An 18,821-nucleotide genomic window follows, 5' to 3' on the forward strand; every position below is an offset into this window, starting at 1 on the left:
TGATCATCGAAGACCCGCAACAGGTCATCGCCCAGTTCCTGCGCCGGCTGCAGTGGGCCGCATTGGCCGCCGCGCTGGTGTGGCTGCTGTGGATCCTCTCGCCGGTGCTGACCCCGTTCGCCTGCGCGGCGATCCTGGGCTGGATGGGCGACCCGCTGGTGGACCGGCTGGAGGCGCGCGGCTGGTCGCGCGGGATCTCGGTCACGGTGGTGTTCTGCGTGATGCTGCTGGCCATCACCGTGGTGCTGTTGCTGCTGGTGCCGACCATCCAGGACCAGATCGCCACCCTGGTGCGATCGCTGCCGCGCTACCAGCAGTGGTTCTACCAGGTGGCGCTGCCGTGGATCGAGGGCCGCTTCAACGTGCGCGTGGCCGAGTACCTGGACTTCACCCATATCTGGGAACTGCTGCGCAGCAACTGGGAGCGGGCCGGCGGGGTGGCTTACACCCTGTGGGGTTATGTGTCGCGATCGGGCTTCGCCCTGTTCGGCTGGATGGCCAACCTGGTGCTGATCCCGGTTATCGCCTTCTTCTTCCTGCGCGACTGGGACCTGATCGTCGGCCGCGTGGCGGCGATGGTGCCGCGCAACCACATCGGCGTGGTCAGCCGACTGGCGGGCGAGTCCAGCGAGGTACTGGGCGGCTTCCTCAAGGGGCAGCTGCTGGTGATGATCATCCTGGGCGTGCTGTACGGCGCGGGGCTGTGGGCGGTGGGGCTGGACCTGGGCATCCTGATCGGCCTGATCGCCGGCCTGCTGACCTTCGTGCCCTACCTGGGGCCGACCAGCGGCGTGGCGATGGGCCTGATCGCCGCGCTGATGCAGTACGGCGACGCCAAGCACCTGGTGCTGGTGTCGGTCGTGTTCGCGGTGGGGCAGGTGATCGAGAGCTATGTGCTGACGCCCAAGCTGGTCGGCGATCGCATCGGCCTGCATCCGGTGGCGGTGATCTTCGCCGTGCTGGCCTGCGGGCAGCTGTTCGGCTTCCTGGGCATGCTGCTGGCGCTGCCGATCGCTGCGGTGGCCAATGTGCTGCTGCGCTATGCGCACGAGCGCTATACCCACAGCCAACTCTATGCCGGCGGGCAGCCGACCATCCTGCTCGATCCGCAGCGCACGCCGGTCGAGGGCCTGCATCCACCGCAGGATCCCCACTCGCCATGAGCGTGCCGCAGTTGCCGCTGGCGCTGCGGACTCCGTCGGACCAGCGCTTCGAGAGCTTCATCGGGGCGCCGGCCGGCGCGTTGGCGCAGCTGCAGGCGCTGGCGCGCGCGCCGGAGGCGGACTGGCTCTACGTCGCGGCCGCCCATGGCGCCGGCAAGACCCACCTGGCCCTGGCCGCGTGCGCGGCGGCCGGCGAGAGCGGGCGCCAGGCCGCCTATCTGCCGCTGAAGGCCGCCGCGGGTCACCTGCAGCAGGCGCTCGATGGCCTGGAGCGCAACGCCCTGGTGGCGCTCGACGGGCTGGAGGCGATCGCCGGCGATCGCGCCGACGAGATCGCGCTGTTCGACTTCCACAACCGCGCGCGCGCTGCGGGCATCGGCGTGCTCTATACCGCCGCCGACGTGCCCGATGCGCTCGGCCTGGTGCTGCCCGATCTGCGCTCGCGCCTGGGGCAATGCGCGCGCATCGTGCTGCGCGCACTGGACGACGGCGGGCGCGCGGCGCTGCTGCGCGATCGCGCGGCCCGACGCGGACTGGTGCTGGAAGATGCGGCGGTGGACTGGATGCTCACCCGCACCGTGCGCGAACCGGCGCAGCTGGTCGATCTGATCGAACGCCTGGATCGCGCCTCGCTGGCGGCCAAGCGCCGCGTGACCGTGCCGTTCCTGCGTCAGGTGCTGGCGGACGAGTAGGGTCGGGGGCCGCTTGGCCTAGCGCACGCCCTCGGCGCGCAGCTGTGCGTCCAGTTCGGCCAGTCGCTGTGGTGTGCCTACGTCGGTCCAGCGACCGGCGTGGTGCTGGCCGGTGACGGCGCCGCGCGTCATCGCCGCGCGCAGCAGCGGCGCCAGCGGGAAGCGGGGCGGCTGTGCGTCCAGGCCGGGGCCGCCGGCGTCCGCGTCGAAGGCCGCGCGCCAGTCGCGCAGGATCGCGGGGCGATACACGCCGATGCCCGAATAGGTGTAGTTGCGCGCGTCGTCGCGGCGCGGCTGCAGACGGTCGCCGTCGCTGAAACGGAAATCGCCGCGCGGATGGTGCGGCGGGTTGTCGATCATCACCAGGTGCGCATCGCCGGCCGGCGTGCGCGGCAGCATGGCGAAGTCGAAGTCGGTCCACACATCGCCGTTGACCGCCAGGAACGGCGCCTCGCCCAGCAGCGACAGCGCGTGCAGCATGCCGCCGCCGGTCTCCAGCGGCACCGGGCCCTCGTGCGAATAGGCGATGCGCACGCCGAACGCGCTGCCGTCGCCCAGCGCCCGCGGGAACTGGTCCGCCAGCCAGCTGAGGTTGATGACGACCTCGCCGATGCCCATCGCCGCCAGCTTGCGCAGGTGCCAGACGATCAGCGGCGTCCCGCCCACCTCCAGCAGGGGCTTGGGCGTGTGGTCGGTGAGCGGACGCATGCGTTCGCCCAGCCCGGCGCAGAAGAGCAGGGCCTTCATGCGCCGTGCGCCTGCAGCGCGGGGCGGATGCGCTGGTCCAGCAGCTGCCGCAACGGCTGCAGCTGCGGATGGCGCGGCAACACTTCGTCCAGATAGACGACGAAGCGCGGCAGATCGGGCAGGTACTGCGACTTGCCGTCGCGGTAATGCAGGCGGCAGAAGATGCCCAGGATCTTCAGGTGTCGCTGGATCCCCATCCAGTCGGCGTCGCGCAGGAACGTCTGCGCCGAAGGCGGCACCGGGATGCCCGCCTGGCGCGCCTTGGCGTGATAGCGCAGCAGCCAGTCATCCACGCGCTCCAGCGGCCAGCTCAGGAAGGCGTCCTTGAACAGGCTCACCGCGTCGTAGGCCACCGGTCCGCGCACGCAGTCCTGGAAATCCAGCACCGCCGGGCCCGGCCGCACCGGCATGAGGTTGCGCGGCATGAAGTCGCGATGGGTCAGCACCTTGTGCTGGCCCAGGGCGTTGTCCATCAGCCGGCGCTGCACCAGCTCCAACGCGTCGCTGGCATCGCAGTCCAGGTCGATGCCCAGGTGCCGGCGCAGGAACCATTCTTCGAACAGCCCCGCATCGCGCTGCAGCAGCGCCTCGCCGAACACGCCCGTGCCTTCCGGCGGTGGGATCGCCTGCAGCGTCAGCAACTGGTCCATGGCCGCGTCGAACCAGGCATCGGCCTGCGCCGGCTCGCGCGCCAGCAGCTGCGCCAGGGTCGGCTGGCCGAGGTCTTCCAGCAGCAGGAAGCCGGAATCCACGTCACGCGCCAGGATGCGCGGCACGCGCACGCCGCCAGCCTCGAGCACGGCCTGCCAGGACAGCCACGGCCGCACATCCTCCAGCCCAGGGGGGGAGTCCATCACGATCAGCGACTCGGCCGCCCCCTCGGTGCGCCAGTAGCTGCGCTGGCCGGCATCCACGCTGGCCCGCTGCAGCGACAGATCGGGCACCGCCATTGTGAAGCGCGCCCAGAAAAGTCGCTGGTCCGCGCGGGCGTGTGCGCTCGAAGGCGAGGACGCCTCGTTCATGGAACGTGCCGCATTCAGGTCGGGGTGCGCAGGGTACACTGAGTCCAATATCCCCCACGGAAGAGACCCATGAGCAAACTGCAACCCGTCCTGTTGTCGGGCGGCTCCGGCACACGCCTGTGGCCCTTGTCGCGCGAAGCCTATCCCAAGCAGTTTCTGCCGCTGGGAGACGAGAAGACGATGGTGCAGGCGACCTGGCTGCGGATCGAGCCGCTGACCTCGCTGCCGCCGCTGGTGGTGGCCAACGAAGGGCACCGGTTCCTGGTGGCCGAACAGCTGCGCGAGATCCGCGCGCCGCAGCCGCGCATCCTGCTCGAGCCGGTTGCGCGCAATACCGCGCCGGCCATCGCCGCCGCGGCGCTGTGCGCGCTGGAGGACGGGGAGGACCCGCTGCTGCTGGTGCTGCCCTCCGATCACGTGATCACCAATCCCGAAGCCTTCCGCAACGCGGTCGAACAGGCCAGCCCGGCCGCCGAGGCTGGCGCGCTGGTGACCTTCGGCGTCGTGCCCAGCCATGCCGAGACCGGCTTCGGCTATATCCAGGCCGGCGGCGGTCAGGGCGTGCAGCCGGTGCTGCGCTTCGTCGAGAAGCCCGACGCGGACACTGCCGCCCGCTATCTGGCCGAGGGCGGATACTACTGGAACAGCGGCATGTTCCTGTTCAAGGCCAGCCGCTACGTCGAGGAGCTGCAGAAGTTCAACCCGCAGATGGTCTCGGCCGTGCGCGAGTCGCTGGCCAAGGCCAAGCGGGACGGCGACTTCATCCGCCTGGACAAGGACGCCTTCACCGCTTCGCCGTCCGATTCGATCGACTACGCGGTGATGGAGAAGACCGCCGACGCCCAGGTGCTGCCGCTGGACGTGGGCTGGAACGATGTCGGCTCGTGGTCCGCGCTGTGGGACGTGACCGAGAAGGACGCCAACGGCAACGCGGTCGAGGGCGACGTGATCACCGTGGACACGCGCAACAGCTACGTCTACGCCGAAAGCCTGGTCGCCTTGGTCGGCCTGGACGATGTGGTGGTGGTGGAGACCGACGATTCGATCCTGGTGGCCAAGAAAGACCGCGTGCAGGACGTCAAGAAGGTCGTGGCCCAGCTCAAGCACGACGAGCGCAGCCAGGCGGTCCTGCATCGCAAGGTCTACCGCCCCTGGGGAGCGTACGACTCGATCGACATGGGCGCGCGCTTCCAGGTCAAGCGCATCACCGTCAACCCGGGCGCGACGCTGAGCCTGCAGATGCACCATCACCGCGCCGAGCACTGGATCGTGGTGAGCGGCACGGCCGAGGTCACGCGCGGGGACGAGGTGATCCTGCTCACCGAGAACCAGAGCACCTACATCCCGCTGGGCGTGACCCATCGCCTGAAGAATCCCGGCCGCCTGCCGCTGGAGCTGATCGAAGTCCAGTCCGGCAGCTACCTGGGCGAGGACGACATCGTCCGCTTCGAGGACCAGTACGGCCGCACCTGAGCCGCCGCCCCGGCATAGCCAATAAGTCGAAGGCCCGCCCCACAGGCGGGCCTTCGGCGTTTATAACGTTCGACTGCCCTCGCGCTGCGCTCACGGCCCAGGTCGTCAGCATGGCGCAAGCCGTCCGGCGCCAAGGCGCGAAGGCCATCCACTCCCCCTCATCACAGCGAGGCCCGCATGAGCGTACCGACCGCCACCCCCGCCGATCCGATGGCGCAGAGCCATCACAGCCTGAAACGCTCGATCTCCAACACGCTCAAGGGCTCGGCCGGCAATCTCGTCGAGTGGTACGACGTCTACGTCTATTCGGTCTTCGCGACCTACTTCGAGTCCAAGTTCTTCTCCGCCGGCGACAAGAACGCCACGCTGTACGTCTGGGCGATCTTCGCGGTGACCTTCCTCATGCGCCCGATCGGCGCGTGGTTCTTCGGCCGCTTCGCCGACCGCCACGGCCGCCGCGCCTCACTGACCCTGTCGGTGACGCTGATGGCGATCTGCTCGTTCGGCATCGCCATCGTGCCCACGGCCGCGACCATCGGCGTGTGGGCCGCGGTGTTCCTGGTGCTGGCGCGCCTGCTGCAGGGCTTCGCCACCGGCGGTGAATACGGGGCCAGCGCCACCTACATGTCCGAGGCCGCCGTGCCGGGGCATCGCGGCCTGCTGTCCTCCTTCCACTATGTCACCCTGGTGGGCGGCCATGTGCTGGCGCAGCTGACGCTGTTCCTGCTGCTGACCTTCTTCACCCGTGAGCACGTGGTGGAGTGGGGCTGGCGCGTGGGCTTCGCCATCGGCGGCGTGTCGGCGATCGTGGTGTTCTGGCTGCGCCGCACAATGGACGAATCGCTGTCCAGCGCCGCCATCGAGGACGCCAAGTCCGGCGCGGCGCGCAAGTCCGGCTCGCTGCGTGAACTGTTCGTCAACCAGTGGCGCCCGCTGCTGCTGTGCTTCCTGATCACGGCCGGCGGCACGCTGGCCTTCTACACCTATTCGGTGACCGGCCCGAAGATGATCCAGACCGCCTTCGCCGGCGACGACATCATGAAGGGCACCACGCTCAACCTGGCGGCGCTGACGGTGCTGATGCTGCTGCAGCCGCTCGGCGGCTGGCTGTCCGACCGCATCGGTCGCAAGACCCTGCTGGTGTTCTTCGGTGTGGGCAGCGTCTGCTACACCTGGTACCTGATCACCGCGCTGCCGCAGCAGACCACCTTCGGCGCGGCCTTCGCCATCCTGGTGATCGGCTTCGTGATCCTCACCGGCTACACCTCGATCAACGCGGTGGTCAAGGCCGAACTGTTCCCCACCTACATCCGCGCCCTGGGCGTGGGCCTGGGCTATGCGCTGGCCAATTCGGTCTTCGGCGGCACCGCGCCGATGCTGTATCAGTGGGCCAAGGGCGCCAAGCAGATGGATGCCTTCATCATCTACGCCACGGTGGTGATGTTCATCTCGCTGCTGGTCTACATCTTCTTCCTGAAGAACAAGGGCGAGAACTGGCTCGACCACGAGCACGTGATGCACACGCGCCACGGCAAGCGCTGAACGCGTCAGGCTCAGAAGAAAGAAGGAAGGCCATCCGCGAGGATGGCCTTCCTGGTTTCCAGGACCTGTCGCGCCGTGGACTCAGCGGCGGGAGAACAGGCTGGTCAGCCCCAGGATCACCACCGCGCCGAGCAGGGCGCCGAAGAAGCCGGCCGGCTCGCCGGCGGCATACCAGCCCATCTTCCGGCCGAACCAGCCGGCCAGCACCGCCCCGACGATGCCCAGTCCGATGGTCAGCAGGCAGCCCATGCGCGCGTTGTGCGGCGTGATCAGCCGCGCCAGCAGGCCGACCACGAAGCCGACCAGGATGATGTAGAGCCAGCTGTCGCTTCCGAACAATCCGCTCATGCGCATGCCCTCGTGGATGATCGGCGCAGCCTAGCAGTTGCCGCTGGGAACGAGGGAGCAGCAACGAGGAACGAGAGGAAGGATGCGGAGGCGTGCCACCAAACCTCGTTGCTCATCACCCGTTCCTCGCCTCTCAGCAGCAGCCGTGCTCGCCGTGCGCTTCCCCGCCGGCCACCGCCGCGGTGCCGCTGGTCAGGCCGGCCACGCTGGCGGCGTGGTGCGCGGCGATCACGTGCGAGACGCAAGCGGTCACCCGCTTGCCCATCGGGATGTGCAGGAACTCGTTGGGCCCGTGCGCGTTGGAATGCGGCCCCAGCACGCCGGTGATCATGAACTGCGCGCCGGGGAACTTCTCGCCGAGCATGCCCATGAACGGGATGGTGCCGCCTTCGCCCATGTACATCGCCGGCTTGCCGAAGGCCGCCTGCGAGGCGTCCTCGATCGCCCGGGTCAGCCAGGGCGACTGAGCCGGCGCGTTCCAGCCGGTGGAGGACTTCTCCAGCTTCAGTTCGACGTGCGCGCCGTTGGGCGGATCGCGCAGCAGCACCTCGTCCAGGATCTCGCCGGCGCGCTTGCCGTCCAGCGTCGGTGGCAGGCGCAGGGAGATCTTCACCGAGGTCTGCGGCCGCAGTACGTTGCCGGCGGAGGCCAGCGGCGGCAGGCCGTCGGCGCCGGTGATCGACAGCGCCGGGCGCCAGGTGCGATTGAGCACCAGCTCGGTCAGGTCCTCGGACATCGGCGTCATGCCATCCAGGAACGGGAACTTGTCGTAGACCTCGGTGCCCATCACCTGGGCCACCCTGGCGGCCTGCTCCAGGCGCTCGGGCGGGATCTCCACGAACAGCTCCTCCACACGGACCCTGCCGGTGACCTCGTCCTCCAGCCGCGAGAGCAGCTGGCGCAGCAGGCGGAAGCTGGACGGCACGATCCCCGAAGCATCCCCCGAGTGCACGCCCTCGCTGAGCACCTTGACCGTGAAGTTGCCGCCGGCCATGCCGCGCAGCGAGGTCGTGCACCACAGCTGCTCGTAGTTGCCGCAGCCCGAGTCCAGGCACACCACCAGCGAGGGCTTGCCGATGCGCTCGGCCAGGTGGTCGACATAGGCGGGCAGGTCGTAGCTGCCCGATTCTTCGCAGGCCTCGATCAGGATCACGCAGCGCGCATGCGGCAGCCCCTGATCCTGCAGCGCCATGATCGCCGCCAGCGAGCCGTAGATCGCATAGCCATCGTCCGCGCCGCCGCGGCCGAAGAGCTTGTCGCCCTTCAGGACCGGCTTCCAGGGGCCCAGGTCCTCGTCCCAGCCGGTCATCTCCGGCTGCTTGTCCAGGTGGCCATACAACAGCACGCAGTCCTCGCCGGTCCCCTGGCCGCTGGCCGGGATGTCCAGGAAGATCAGCGGCGTGCGGCCTTCCAGCTGGACCACCTCCACCTGCAGGCCGGCGATGGGCTGCGCACGCGCCCACGTTTCCATCAGCGCCACGGCCTTGGCCATGTGGCCATTGGCGACCCAGTCGGCGTCGAACATCGGCGACTTGTTGGGGATGCGGATGTAGTCGATCAGCTGCGGGACGATCTGTGCGTCCCACAACTGCCCGACGAAACGGTCAAGGCGTGCGGTATCCATGGCGCTCCAGCTTCGAAATGAACGCACATGGTACCCCTGCCGCTACCGGCGACCGCATGACGGGGGCCTTCACGTAGGACTTTTCCTACACGGAAACGGGATGTTGCCCGGCAGCCGGCGGGGCGCTGCCCCGATATCGTGGCGGTGCGGGGAGGGAGGAGACTGGTTGCACCGGAGCAAAGGGAAACCGCCCGGCACAACCACCCTCATCGCACAAGGAGTGTCGCCATGAAACCCGTTTCGATCCTGATCAAGTCGCTGATCCTGTCGCTGGCCCTGGCCGCTGGCGCGTTCGCCGCCGAGACCCGCGTCAACATCAACACCGCCGACGCGGCCGCGCTGGACGCCGCGCTGGTGAACGTGGGCGCCAGCAAGGCCCAGGCCATCGTCGATTACCGCAAGACCAACGGCCCGTTCAAGAGCGCCGAGGAACTGGCGATGGTCAAGGGCATCGGTCTGAAGACGGTGGAGAAGAACCGCGATCGCATCGAAGTGGGCCGCTCGGCGGCCGCACCGAAGAAGCCTTCCGCCGCGGCTGCGCCGGCCAAGCCGGTCACCCGCCGCTAGAAGGCGCGCATGGTCACGGGGCGGGGCGGTGCCGGATGCACTGTCTCGGTCTGAAGGGCAGGACGCCGCGTGACAGGCATGGATGCCGACAAGGATGTAGCCCGTTGACGAGGGCAGGGCAGGACGCCAGCAAGCTGGGCATGATGCCGACAGGGATGTACCGCCGCCCGGGTGCGCCGCACGCATCCGGGCGGCTTCCTTTTGCGCAGCCAAATGGCTGGCGCCTGCACTCCAAAGCGCAGCGCGCGCTCTAGACTGGCGCCCCCTGTCCACGCTCCCTGCGGCCATGCCGACCAGTCGCGTCATTCCCGCCAACGAGTACCGTCGCGAACGCTGGCGCAACCAGCTCGGCTGGACCCGCCAGATCGCCAGCGGCGGACGCGACGCGCAGGACTGGGACTGGCGCCTGTCCATCGCCGAGATCGAGCGCGATGCGCCGTTCTCGCCGTTTCCCGGCATCGAGCGCGAGCTGGTACTGCTGCGCGGCCAGGGCCTGCGGCTGTGTTTCGACGATGGTGAGCAGATCGTCCTGCATCCGCCGCACGACCGGCTGCGCTTCAGCGGCGCGCGCGGGGTGCGCGGCGAACTGCTCGACGGGCCCACGCACGACTTCAACCTGATGTGGCGTCCGCAGGTGCTGGAGGCCGAGCTCCTGCTGCGCCCGCTGGTCGGGCCGATGCTGTTCTTCGCCGATGCGCGCACGCACTGGGCGATCCACCTGATCGGCGGGCAGGCGCGCTTCGACGCGGCCAGCGACCTGCCGCCGCTGTGGAGCGGCGACAGCGCGCTGCTGTATGGCGCGCCTGGCCGCACGCGCTATGCGCTGGAAGGCGGTGGTGAGCTGATCGCGGTGAAGTTCACCGCGCGCGATCCGTTCGAGCCCGGTCAGTAGACGTCGCGCCGGTAGCGGCCCTGCAGGCGCAGGCTTTCCACTGACGCATCGCCGAGCACCTCGCGCAGCACCGCGTCCACGCCCGGGGCCATGCCCTCCAGGCTGCCGCAGACGTAGAGCGCCGCACCGTCGCGCATCCAGGCCTGCAGTGGCTCGCCCGCGGCGCGCAGCGCGTCCTGCACGTAGTGGTGTCCGCCCGGGTCGCGCGAGAACGCCAGGTCCACGCGCTCGAGCCAGCCGGCGTCCTGCCAGGCCGCCAGATCCTCGCGGTAGTGCAGGTCGTGGGCGCGCTGGCGCTCGCCGAACAGCAGCCAGTTGCGGCGCGCGCCCTGCGCGATGCGGGCCTTGAGCAGCGCACGCAGGCCGGCGATGCCGGTGCCGTTGCCGACCAGGATCAGCGGCACGTCGGCGGCGGGCGGATGGAAGTTGGGATTGGCGCGCAGCCGCAGCGCGATCGGCGCGCCGACCGGCGCGTGTTCGCACAGCCAGCCGCTGGCCAGGCCGGGGCTGCCGTCGGGGCGGTGCATCCGGCGCAGCAGCAGATGCAGCGCGCCATCGCTCGGCAGCGAGGCGATGGAGTACTCGCGGTGCGGCAGCGGCGCCAGGGCGTCGATCAGCGCCTGCGGACCGGCCCCGGCCTCCACGCTGTCGGGAAGTTGGCGCGAGGCCAGGGCCCGGGCCAGGGAGATGTCCTGATCTTCCACACGCACCACCGCGTCTGCGTCCAGGCCGTGCGCTTGCAGCCAGGCGGCCACCGTGGCTGCTGCATGGCGCGGGCCGACCTCGACCAGGTCCCCGGCCTGCCAGTCGGGCAGCGTCTGTGGCGGCGTCAGCGCCAGGTGATAGACCGGGCCGCCGACGCTGCCGGGGTTGCGCAACGCGCGCTCGGCCAGGGTCCAGGCCTGGTAGCGCGGCACGCTCCAGTCGCCCAGGTCGGCATTGCCGGTCAGCAGCGAGAGGTGATGCTGCCAGTGGCGCAGCGCGGCCTCGTCGGCGTTGTCGACCTCGACCCGGTCGAACAGCGGCCGCGCGCCATGCGTGCGCAGCCAGGCATCCAGCTGCCGTCCGAACGCGCAGAACCGCGCATAGGTCGCATCGCCCAGCGCCAGCACCGCGTATCGCAGATCATCCAACGCGGCCGGCCGCGCCAGCACATCGCGCACGAAGCCCAGCGCCGGCTCCGGCGGATCGCCTTCGCCCGTGGTGCTGACCACGAACAGGGCGCGCCGGTAGTGCGCCAGCCGCGCGCCATTGAGCGCGGCCAGGTCGAGCAGGTGCGCCGGCGTGCCGGCCTGTTCCAGCGACTGCGCCGTGCGCTGCGCCAGCTGCAGGGCGAAGCCGGTCTGGCTGGCATGGGCGACCAGGACGGTATCGGCCTCGATGGCGCTTGCCGACGCGGGTGGCAAGCGGCGCGTGCGCCACAGGATCCAGCCGGTAAAGCCCACGTAGGCGACCAGCGCGGCGCCGGCCCAGATCCAGCGCGACGGGCGGGGCGGGCCCGGCCACCAGGTCCCCGGCTGCCAGACGAACAGCACCGCCGCCAGGGCCGCCAGCAGTGCCAGCGCCAGCGTGTTGCCCAGCGCCGCGCGCGGGGTCGAGAAACGCATCGACGCGCTCATGCCGCCAGCGCGGCCTCGAACTGCGGCGTCATGTGCTCGCCGGCGCCCTGCGCGCCACGCACCACGAAGCGCGCCGCCAGCCCATGCGCGCGCGCGAACGCCAGTCCCGCCTCCAGTCCCATCACCGTCAGCGCGGTGGCCCAGGCGTCGGCCTCCATCGCCGTGGCGGCCAGCACGCTGACCGCGGCAGTGGTCTGTTCGACCGGGCAGCCATGGCGCGGGTCGAGGGTATGCGAATAGCGCATGCCGTCCTGTTCGAAGCGATGCCAGCGATCGCCCGAGGTCGCCACCGCGCAGGCCTTGAGCGCCAGCACGCGCGGCGGCAGGCCGCCATCCTCGTCGGCACCGGTCTCCACCAGCACGCGCCAGGGCGTGCCGTCGGGCTTGCGGCCGCGGCCGGCCAGCTCGCCGCCGACTTCCACCAGCGCGTCGTGCAGGCCATGCGCGTGCAGCGTGTCCAGCAGCAGATCGACCGCATAGCCCTTGGCGATGGCCGACAGGTCCAGCTGCGCGCCGCCGGGCTGCAGCAGCTGCGCCCCCTGCGCGCGCCATTCCAGGTCGCGCCAGCCGGGGCGCTGGCGCACCTGCTGCAGGACATGATCGGCAGGGCGACCGCGCAGGTCCGCTCCGGCGCCGAACCCCCAGGCCTGGACCAGCGCGCCGCAGGCCGGATCGAAGGCGCCGTCGCTGTCGCGGGCGATGCGCAGGGCGGCCTCCATCACCGTGGCGAACTCGCTCGGCAGCGTGTGCCAGGTCCCGGCCGCGGCGCGGTTGAAGCGGCTCAGGTCCGAGCCCGCTTCCCAGGTGCTCATCTGCGCGACCACGCGGTCCAGCTGCGCCTGCAGCGCATCGTGCAGGCGATGCAGGCCGGTGCCCGCCGGGACCACGACCCGCGCCGACCAGGTCGTGCCCATGGTCTGCCCGCCCAGGCGGGCCAGTTCGAGGGGGGAGGCGACGGCGGGCACCATGGGAAGGAGAGGGCTTAAGACAGCCAGGCCGCAGGCGCATCGGCGCCATGCGCCCATCGTGCGTCGTGGCTTACTGCGGCATCACTTCCAGCGTGGCCACGTAGTTGAGGCGACGCTGCTTGGCCTGCGGCAGCGAGGTCTTGGCATCCTCGCTGCTGGCGTTGAGCCAGTACATGCCGGCGTCCGGCCAGGTCACGGAGAAGGCGCCCTGCGCATCGGTCCTGGCCTTGATCTCTTCCTGCGCGTTGCGGTAGCGGGTGCCGCCGCGAATGACGGTGACCTCCACGTTCGGCGCCGGCTTGCCGTCCAGCACCAGCTTGAAGCTGGCCGCCTCGCCGGCGACCAGGTCGCTGGGCGCGGTCACCGGCACCAGTTCCAGGCCGACGCCACTGGGCTTGAGCGTGGCCGCGGTAGGTGCGCCGTGGGTGACGAAGGTCTCCACGCGCGAGGCCGCCTGCGAGACCTGCAGGTTCTTGGCGTTCTTCGGCACCTCGGCGGCGAACCTGGCGGCGTCGCCGCGCCAGCGCTTGCGCTCGCCCTCGGCGGTCTCGTAGCTGGCGAACAGTCCGTTGCTGACCGAGGCGATGCGGTAGGTCCCTTCCTGCTTGAGCTCCACGTCGAACACGCTGCGGTACTTGCCGGTGGAGGCGTTCTCCGGCTTGACCGTCGAGCCGTCCGGCGCGGTGATCACCAGATCGTCCAGGCGCATCGGCACGTGTTCGAAGTAGAACAGGTCGTTGGACACCGCCGCATCCACGCTCACCCACGGATCGTTGCCCGAGAAGGTCGTGCCCGAGGGCAGCAGCCACTGCTTGTGCGCGGCGGCGGAGAAGGAGGTGACGGCGGCGGCCAGGGCCAGCGCCAGGGTCAGGGAACGCTTCATGCGGGATGCTCCGGTTGCGTGTGCGAAGAACGACGGCGGGATCAGGGCTTGATCGTCAGCGAGACCGCGCCCAGTTCGGAGGCGCCCTGCGCCTTGCCCGACTGCGCGGCGGTGGCCGGCCAGGTGAAGGGGACCTTGAGCAGCTCGCGGCCGCCGACCTCGCGCGCGGCCTCGACCACCAGGGTGTAGCTGCCCGGCGCGAGGCCGGACAGCTGCGGGCTGTTGCCGGCGAAGTCCAGCGTCTGCACGCCGGCCGGGCGGGTGGGGCCGGTCACGCCGTCAATCGGCAGGTCCAGGCTGCGGCCGGACTTGCGCCACCACTGGCGCAGGTCGGGCAGCCACTTGGTGCCGTGGCCCTCCTTGGTATCGGTGTTCTGGTACCAGACCGCCAGGTTGGTGGCGGCCTTGCCGTCCGGGCCTTCCACGTACACCGCCACATACGGGCGGTGGTATTCGGCGACGTTGAGCTTGGGGATCTCGACCTTGACCTGCATCGTGGCAGCGGACGCCGGCACGGTCAGCAGGCCGCTGAGCGCGAAGGTCAGGGTGATCGGGACGGTCTTGGTCATGGCGCGCAAGTCCTGTGGTGAGCGGTCTAGTGGATGAAGATCAGCGCCAGCAGCAGCGGCACCAGCAGCCCTAAGCCGACCATCGGCCAGGTCATGCGGCGCTGGCCGGCATGCAGTTGCAGCAGCAGCAGGCCGGTGATGCAGAACACCAGGCAGGCCACCGCGAACAGATCCAGGAACCAGCTCCAGGCCGTGCCTGCGTTGCGGCCCTTGTGCAGGTCGTTGAACAGCGAAATCCAGCCGCGGCTGGTCGATTCGTACTCGACCGCGCCGCTGGCCCGGTCCAGGCTGAGCCAGGCGTCGCCGCCGGGGCGCGGCAGGGAGACATAGACCTCCTCGGCCGACCACTCGCCCTCGCGGCCGGACAGGCTGATGTCCAGTTCGCCCTCGAGCCAGTCGCCCACCACCCGCGGCAGCGGCGCATCGCCGTCCTGCCGTGCGCCCAGCGCCTGGCGCAGCGCCGGCGGCAACGTGGTGGTGCGATGCACGACCTGCGGCCTGGCCTCGATGCTGGCCGCGTGGTTGAGCGTGATGCCGGTGGCCGCGAACAGCAGCATGCCGATCAGGCAGATCGCCGAACTGATCCAGTGCCACTGGTGCAGCGTACGCAGCCAGAAGCCGCGGCGTTGCTGGGTGGAGAGCGGGTCGGCGGCCTGGGCCAAGCGGGGATTTTCCGTTGCAGCGGGAGGCAAAATGCGTGCGGCATTACACCACGAATGAGAATCGGTCTCAATTAAATTCCGCGTTGCCTCGATGACCTTCCGGCCAGCGTGGGCCGCTTAGACCTCTGCCCAGCCGCGCAGCAGATTGTGATAGACGCCGGTCAGCTGCACGATCGCCTGCGCGTCGCCGCCGCTGGCGGTCAGCCGCTGGATGGCCGTGTCCATCTCCAGCAGCAGCCGGCGCCGGCCTTCGTCGCGCACCATGCTCTGCACCCAGAAGAACGAGGCCAGGCGCGCGCCGCGCGTGACGGGCGTGACCTTGTGCAGGCTGCTGGAGGGATACAGGATCAGGTCGCCGGCCGGCAGCTTGACCTCGTGCTCGCCGTAGGTGTCGCTGATGACCAGTTCGCCGCCGTCGTACTCGTCCGGCTCGCACAGGAACAGCGTGCACGACAGGTCCGAGCGCACCTGCTCGCGCGCGCGCCCCGGACGGTCGACGGCCATCACCGCGCCATCGATGTGGAAGCCGTATTCCCCGCCGCCGGTGTAGCGGTTGAAGCGCGGCGGCAGCGTGCGCAGCGGCAGGGCGGCGGCGAAGTACAGCGCATTGCGTTCCAGCGCGGCCAGCACCTGCTGGCCCAGCTGTTCGCGCAGCGGCGAGGCGTCGGGCAGCTGCTGGTTGCGCTTGACCTTGGCGCCCTGCGCGCCAACGGTCTCGCGTCCGTCGGTCCACTCGGCTGTTTCCAGGGCCTGGCGCATGCGCCGGACCTGGTCGGCATCGAGGATCTGGGGAATGTGCAGCAGCATGGGATGCGCCTCTACAACGACGCACGGGAAGGCGAGCCTTCCCGTGCTGGGGGTGCCGGTCGCCCGGCGGTTGGATGCCATCACGCCAACGGCATCAGACCTGGTCCGTCAGAAGCGGAAGTCCGCGCTGAGCAGGAAGGTGCGCGGCGTGCCCGGAGTGTAGCGGTAGCCGCTCTTGTTGATCGCCGCCACGTAGTCCTTGTCGAACAGGTTGTAGCCGTTCAGGCGCAGGCTGAAGTTGCGCGAGACGTCGTAGGACACCACCGCGTCGTAGACCGTGTAGGACTTGGCGTACTTGGGCGTGCCCACCGCGCCATCGCTGCCGCGATGCATCCGGCCGGAGTAGCGCACGCCGCCGCCGATGGTCAGGCCGAACGGGAAGCGGTAGCTGGTCCAGCTGGTGAAGGCGTCGTCCGGGGTATAGCTGAGGTTGGACGTGCCGTCGGCGCTGATCGACGGGCCCTCGGTGACCTTGGTCGACATGGAGGTGTAACCGGCCGAGAGGCTCCAGTTGTCGGTGATGTTGCCCACCGCCGACAGCTCCACGCCCTTGACCTTCTTCTCGCCGGTCTGGGTCGGGTTGCCGAAGTCGTCCAGCACGTTGGCGTTGATCTCGTTGGTCACGTTGGTCTGGAACAGCGCCAGGTTCAGCGCCAGGTTGTCCAGCACGGCCCACTTGGTGCCGACCTCGAAGGTCCTGGCCTTCTGCGGATCGGCGTTGATGCTGTTGGCCGCACCGTCGGCCGCGGCCAGGGCGAAGTTGGCCCCGCCCGGCGGCTGCTGCGACAGCGCCCAGTTGGCGTACAGGCTGACCGCCTCGCCGGCCTTGTAGACCGCGCCGAGCTTCCAGTTGAACAGGGTGTCGCTGGTGTCGGTGTCCACCGTGGTCACGCCGCTGCCGACCGGCGCGCCGTTGCACGGCACCGCGCCGCGGCCGGTGCCGTTGTTGCAGATCGCGCTGGCCTGGTACTCGGTCTTGTAGTGGTCCAGACGCACGCCGCCGGTCAGCAGGAAGTTCTCGCCGAACTTGAGCGTGTCGAAGGCGTACACCGAGGCGGTGTCGGTCTTGCCGTGGCTGCCGGTGCCGTTGTGGTACCAGGCCAGCGTGCCGACGGCGTTCCAGTCGGGGTTGTAGAGGTTGGCCGCCGGCAGGCTTCCGGTGGTGCCGAAGTTGCGGTTGAACTGCTCCTCGCGGGTCAGCTCCAGGCCGGTGCTCAGGGCGTGCTCGACCGCGCCGGTGGCGAAGTCCGCGCGCAGGTTGAGCTGGTCGGTGATGATCTTGTTGCGCTGGTCCTTGAAGGTCGGCAGGCTGCGCGCGACGGTGTAGGTGGACAGGTCGTTGGGATCGGTCCACTTGATGTTGCCGGCCTGGGGATTGGCCGCCGTGCCGCCGGTGGTCATGAACGCGCTGAGCAGATAATCCTGCGTCGTCTCGCCCCAGCGCGCGGTGTTGGTCAGCTTGAACGTGTCGGAAAAGTCGTGCTCGAGGATGAAGGTCGCCTGCTTGGCTTCCACATCGTCGTGGTCCAGGCGCGTGCCGTAGAAGTTCTCCGGATCGACCGGGTGGCCGGCCAGCTGCGCCAGCCCCGGCTGCGGTGTCCAGCCCGGCAGGCCGATGGTCGGCACGAAGCCGTCGGGCACGTTCTCCTGCTTGACGTAGTACAGGTTCAGCCAGGCGCGCGTGGCGCCGTCGAGGTTGAAGCCCAGCGAGGGCGCCAGGCCCCAGCGCTTGTTCTCCACATGGTCGCGGCCGGGCACGTCGCTGTCCTGCCACATCGCGTTCAGGCGCAGCGCCAGGCCGCCGGCCAGCGTCTGGCTCCAGTCGGCGGTGCCGCGGCGCTGGTCGTCCGTGCCGCCGGAGAGCGTGCCGGAGACGGCGTCGTGCAGGGTGGCGCGCTTGCTGACCATGTTGATCGCGCCGGTCGGCGCGCTGCGGCCGTTGTCGGTGCCCGCAGGCCCCTTCTCGACCTCGACCTGGTCGATGTTGAACAGGTCGCGCGAGATCGAACCCAGGTCGCGCACGCCGTCGACGAAGATGCTGCTGGAGCTGTCGAAGCCGCGCATGTAGATGGCGTCGCCGGTGCTGGTGTTGCCGTTCTCGCCGGCGTAGAACGCGCCCACGCCGGGCGAGTTGCGCAGCGCCTCGGTCAGGGTCGTGGCGCCCTGCTGGTTGAACAGGTCGCTGGTGATCACCTGGATGGTCTGCGGGGTGTCCTGCAGCGGCTGGGTGAACTTGGGCGAGGCCACCGCCCTGGCCTGGATGCGCGAGCCGTGCACGTCGATCTTGTCCAGGGTGCGTGCATCGCCGCGGTGATGGCGCTGGCCGTCGTGCTCGTCCCGGTCGTGGTCGCGCTGCTGATCGGCGGACGCGCCCGGCGCATCGATTCCGTCGGTCGCCAGGGCAGTGCCCGGCAGGGCGAGCGCCAGCGAGGTGGCCAGGGCGGCGGCGGTCAGCGGGCGTGCGCCCGGAAGGTGCTTGCGGGAACGGATGTGCGACATGTCGGCAGTGCTTCCAATGAAGTGAAGATTGGTTCCCCCATTGGCGACGGCTGACGGGAGTGCGGAGCCGCACGCGACCGGGCATCCCAGACCACTGGGGCGCGACGGCATCGCGTGGAGCGGAAGGCGGTCCGGACCAAGCCGGGCGCGCATTCCTTAACGGGTCGTGATTGTAATGAGAACGATTTGTATTCACAACCGTTCAGCTCGGCTTGTCGCGCGGTCGCTGCATCGCGCGCGCCGGACGGGCCATCGAAGTCGGACGGCAGCGCGGTTGCTCCGCCGCCTGGGCGATCCGCAGTTCCGAGGCGAGCAGTTCCAGCAGTTCCAGGATCGCGTGTGCCGTTGGCTGATGGGCTCTCGCGCGATCGGTCTGCTCGGCCACTGGCTGAGCGGGCGTCCGGTCGATCGCGGTCCGCTGGGCGCGACCGCGGCCTTCGCGCTGCTGCTCGGGCGTGGGCAGTGGCGGCCAGCGTGCCGGTGGCGGGCTCCCCGGGCTGCTGGCGGACGCGCTCGCGCTGTGGGGCATCGCCTACACCGCGCTGTTCCCGTCTGCCAGACGCGGGTGATGCAGTCCGCGTGGCATGCACAGGGCCGGCCGATACCCTGGACGTCTCGGCCGCCAACGGCGGGACCGGGCTGGGCGCGGTCATCGACGGCCTGGTGATCCCGCAATGGGGACCGGGCAGCACCGGCTAAGTCGCCACGGCATCGCCGTCGTGGCAATTCTGATGGTGGCGGTGG

The 18,821-nt window shown here is 69.8% G+C and carries 18 protein-coding genes; 6 read left to right on the top strand and 12 right to left on the bottom strand.

Features of this window, described 5'->3' with window-relative positions; translation table 11 throughout:
- Positions 1-2: 2 nt before the first annotated feature.
- Together LAJ50_RS07770 and hda are read left to right on the top strand one after the other, a co-directional pair.
- Positions 3-1,163 carry an AI-2E family transporter gene (locus LAJ50_RS07770; protein ID WP_165424159.1) on the top strand — a complete coding sequence of 387 codons (1,161 nt, stop codon included), beginning with the start codon at positions 3-5 and terminating at the stop codon, positions 1,161-1,163.
- Entirely contained in the window at positions 1,160-1,855 is a 696-nt protein-coding gene (hda, locus tag LAJ50_RS07775; protein ID WP_130551856.1) for a DnaA regulatory inactivator Hda, read from the top strand. The genes LAJ50_RS07770 and hda overlap by 4 nt, the downstream gene beginning before the upstream one ends.
- 18 nt (positions 1,856-1,873) lie before the next feature.
- On the opposite strand, the gene murU is transcribed toward hda, so the two are convergent.
- Together murU and LAJ50_RS07785 are read right to left on the bottom strand one after the other, a co-directional pair.
- Positions 1,874-2,602 carry an N-acetylmuramate alpha-1-phosphate uridylyltransferase MurU gene (gene murU, locus LAJ50_RS07780; protein ID WP_130551857.1) on the bottom strand — a complete coding sequence of 243 codons (729 nt, stop codon included), beginning with the start codon at positions 2,600-2,602 and terminating at the stop codon, positions 1,874-1,876.
- Entirely contained in the window at positions 2,599-3,624 is a 1,026-nt protein-coding gene (locus tag LAJ50_RS07785; RefSeq protein WP_130551858.1) for a phosphotransferase, read from the bottom strand. The genes murU and LAJ50_RS07785 overlap by 4 nt, the downstream gene beginning before the upstream one ends.
- 69 nt (positions 3,625-3,693) lie before the next feature.
- Here LAJ50_RS07785 and LAJ50_RS07790 point away from each other — a divergent pair, with 69 nt between their 5' ends.
- Positions 3,694-5,097 carry a mannose-1-phosphate guanylyltransferase/mannose-6-phosphate isomerase gene (locus tag LAJ50_RS07790; RefSeq protein WP_130551859.1) on the top strand — a complete coding sequence of 468 codons (1,404 nt, stop codon included), beginning with the start codon at positions 3,694-3,696 and terminating at the stop codon, positions 5,095-5,097.
- Positions 5,098-5,274: 177 nt separating this feature from the next.
- Positions 5,275-6,639 (top strand): MFS transporter, encoded by a 1,365-nt coding sequence (locus LAJ50_RS07795; protein ID WP_130551860.1) that lies wholly within the window; start codon positions 5,275-5,277, stop codon positions 6,637-6,639.
- Positions 6,640-6,720: 81 nt separating this feature from the next.
- Here LAJ50_RS07795 and LAJ50_RS07800 read toward each other — a convergent pair whose 3' ends face one another.
- Positions 6,721-6,987: a GlsB/YeaQ/YmgE family stress response membrane protein gene (locus LAJ50_RS07800; protein ID WP_130551861.1), complete on the bottom strand. Its 267-nt coding sequence runs from the start codon at positions 6,985-6,987 to the stop codon at positions 6,721-6,723.
- Between the two features lie 133 nt (positions 6,988-7,120).
- Positions 7,121-8,611, bottom strand: a complete 1,491-nt coding sequence (locus LAJ50_RS07805) for a M20 family metallopeptidase (RefSeq protein ID WP_138652733.1) — start codon at positions 8,609-8,611, stop codon at positions 7,121-7,123.
- 228 nt (positions 8,612-8,839) lie between these two features.
- Between LAJ50_RS07805 and LAJ50_RS07810 the strand changes: the two genes are divergently transcribed.
- Positions 8,840-9,178: a helix-hairpin-helix domain-containing protein gene (locus LAJ50_RS07810; RefSeq protein ID WP_130551863.1), complete on the top strand. Its 339-nt coding sequence runs from the start codon at positions 8,840-8,842 to the stop codon at positions 9,176-9,178.
- A gap of 286 nt (positions 9,179-9,464) precedes the next feature.
- Positions 9,465-10,070 carry a HutD family protein gene (locus LAJ50_RS07815; RefSeq protein WP_138652735.1) on the top strand — a complete coding sequence of 202 codons (606 nt, stop codon included), beginning with the start codon at positions 9,465-9,467 and terminating at the stop codon, positions 10,068-10,070.
- Here LAJ50_RS07815 and LAJ50_RS07820 read toward each other — a convergent pair.
- The 8 genes from LAJ50_RS07820 to LAJ50_RS07855 all read right to left on the bottom strand — a co-directional run bounded on the left by LAJ50_RS07820 (position 10,064) and on the right by LAJ50_RS07855 (position 18,462).
- On the bottom strand, positions 10,064-11,677 hold the full coding sequence (locus LAJ50_RS07820; protein WP_224096514.1) for a sulfite reductase flavoprotein subunit alpha: 1,614 nt from the start codon (positions 11,675-11,677) through the stop codon (positions 10,064-10,066). The genes LAJ50_RS07815 and LAJ50_RS07820 overlap by 7 nt on opposite strands.
- Before the next feature lie 8 nt (positions 11,678-11,685).
- The gene (locus LAJ50_RS07825) at positions 11,686-12,657 is read right to left on the bottom strand and encodes an FAD:protein FMN transferase (protein WP_138652739.1); all 972 of its coding nucleotides are present in this window, start codon (positions 12,655-12,657) and stop codon (positions 11,686-11,688) included.
- A gap of 70 nt (positions 12,658-12,727) precedes the next feature.
- The gene (locus tag LAJ50_RS07830; protein WP_138652741.1) at positions 12,728-13,540 is read right to left on the bottom strand and encodes a DUF4198 domain-containing protein; all 813 of its coding nucleotides are present in this window, start codon (positions 13,538-13,540) and stop codon (positions 12,728-12,730) included.
- 41 nt (positions 13,541-13,581) lie between these two features.
- Positions 13,582-14,109 carry a DUF2271 domain-containing protein gene (locus tag LAJ50_RS07835; protein WP_138652743.1) on the bottom strand — a complete coding sequence of 176 codons (528 nt, stop codon included), beginning with the start codon at positions 14,107-14,109 and terminating at the stop codon, positions 13,582-13,584.
- 26 nt (positions 14,110-14,135) lie between these two features.
- Positions 14,136-14,771 carry a PepSY-associated TM helix domain-containing protein gene (locus LAJ50_RS07840; RefSeq protein ID WP_130551869.1) on the bottom strand — a complete coding sequence of 212 codons (636 nt, stop codon included), beginning with the start codon at positions 14,769-14,771 and terminating at the stop codon, positions 14,136-14,138.
- 117 nt (positions 14,772-14,888) lie between these two features.
- Complete coding sequence (locus LAJ50_RS07845) at positions 14,889-15,578, bottom strand: Fe2+-dependent dioxygenase (RefSeq protein ID WP_130551870.1); 690 nt, start codon at positions 15,576-15,578, stop codon at positions 14,889-14,891.
- A gap of 108 nt (positions 15,579-15,686) precedes the next feature.
- Positions 15,687-18,077, bottom strand: coding sequence for a catecholate siderophore receptor Fiu (locus tag LAJ50_RS07850; protein WP_138652745.1), 2,391 nt, complete (start codon positions 18,075-18,077; stop codon positions 15,687-15,689).
- A 202-nt stretch (positions 18,078-18,279) separates the two neighbouring features.
- Positions 18,280-18,462, bottom strand: a complete 183-nt coding sequence (locus tag LAJ50_RS07855) for a hypothetical protein (RefSeq protein WP_138652747.1) — start codon at positions 18,460-18,462, stop codon at positions 18,280-18,282.
- Positions 18,463-18,821: the final 359 nt, after the last annotated feature.

Origin of the sequence: Pseudoxanthomonas sp. X-1 (assembly GCF_020042665.1) — a bacterium.
GTDB lineage: Bacteria > Pseudomonadota > Gammaproteobacteria > Xanthomonadales > Xanthomonadaceae > Pseudoxanthomonas_A > Pseudoxanthomonas_A spadix_A.

Excerpts from the sequence above, each read along its gene's own strand:
- LAJ50_RS07790 (WP_130551859.1), top strand. The coding sequence starts at position 3,694 with ATGAGCAAACTGCAACCCGTCCTGTTGTCGGGCGGCTCCGGCACACGC.
- LAJ50_RS07815 (WP_138652735.1), top strand. The coding sequence starts at position 9,465 with ATGCCGACCAGTCGCGTCATTCCCGCCAACGAGTACCGTCGCGAACGC.
- LAJ50_RS07810 (WP_130551863.1), top strand. The coding sequence starts at position 8,840 with ATGAAACCCGTTTCGATCCTGATCAAGTCGCTGATCCTGTCGCTGGCC.
- hda (WP_130551856.1), top strand. The coding sequence starts at position 1,160 with ATGAGCGTGCCGCAGTTGCCGCTGGCGCTGCGGACTCCGTCGGACCAG.
- LAJ50_RS07845 (WP_130551870.1), bottom strand. The coding sequence starts at position 15,578 with ATGCTGCTGCACATTCCCCAGATCCTCGATGCCGACCAGGTCCGGCGC.
- LAJ50_RS07800 (WP_130551861.1), bottom strand. The coding sequence starts at position 6,987 with ATGAGCGGATTGTTCGGAAGCGACAGCTGGCTCTACATCATCCTGGTC.
- LAJ50_RS07825 (WP_138652739.1), bottom strand. The coding sequence starts at position 12,657 with ATGGTGCCCGCCGTCGCCTCCCCCCTCGAACTGGCCCGCCTGGGCGGG.
- LAJ50_RS07795 (WP_130551860.1), top strand. The coding sequence starts at position 5,275 with ATGAGCGTACCGACCGCCACCCCCGCCGATCCGATGGCGCAGAGCCAT.
- LAJ50_RS07835 (WP_138652743.1), bottom strand. The coding sequence starts at position 14,109 with ATGACCAAGACCGTCCCGATCACCCTGACCTTCGCGCTCAGCGGCCTG.
- LAJ50_RS07785 (WP_130551858.1), bottom strand. The coding sequence starts at position 3,624 with ATGAACGAGGCGTCCTCGCCTTCGAGCGCACACGCCCGCGCGGACCAG.
- LAJ50_RS07830 (WP_138652741.1), bottom strand. The coding sequence starts at position 13,540 with ATGAAGCGTTCCCTGACCCTGGCGCTGGCCCTGGCCGCCGCCGTCACC.
- LAJ50_RS07805 (WP_138652733.1), bottom strand. The coding sequence starts at position 8,611 with ATGGATACCGCACGCCTTGACCGTTTCGTCGGGCAGTTGTGGGACGCA.
- LAJ50_RS07820 (WP_224096514.1), bottom strand. The coding sequence starts at position 11,677 with ATGCGTTTCTCGACCCCGCGCGCGGCGCTGGGCAACACGCTGGCGCTG.
- murU (WP_130551857.1), bottom strand. The coding sequence starts at position 2,602 with ATGAAGGCCCTGCTCTTCTGCGCCGGGCTGGGCGAACGCATGCGTCCG.
- LAJ50_RS07850 (WP_138652745.1), bottom strand. The coding sequence starts at position 18,077 with ATGTCGCACATCCGTTCCCGCAAGCACCTTCCGGGCGCACGCCCGCTG.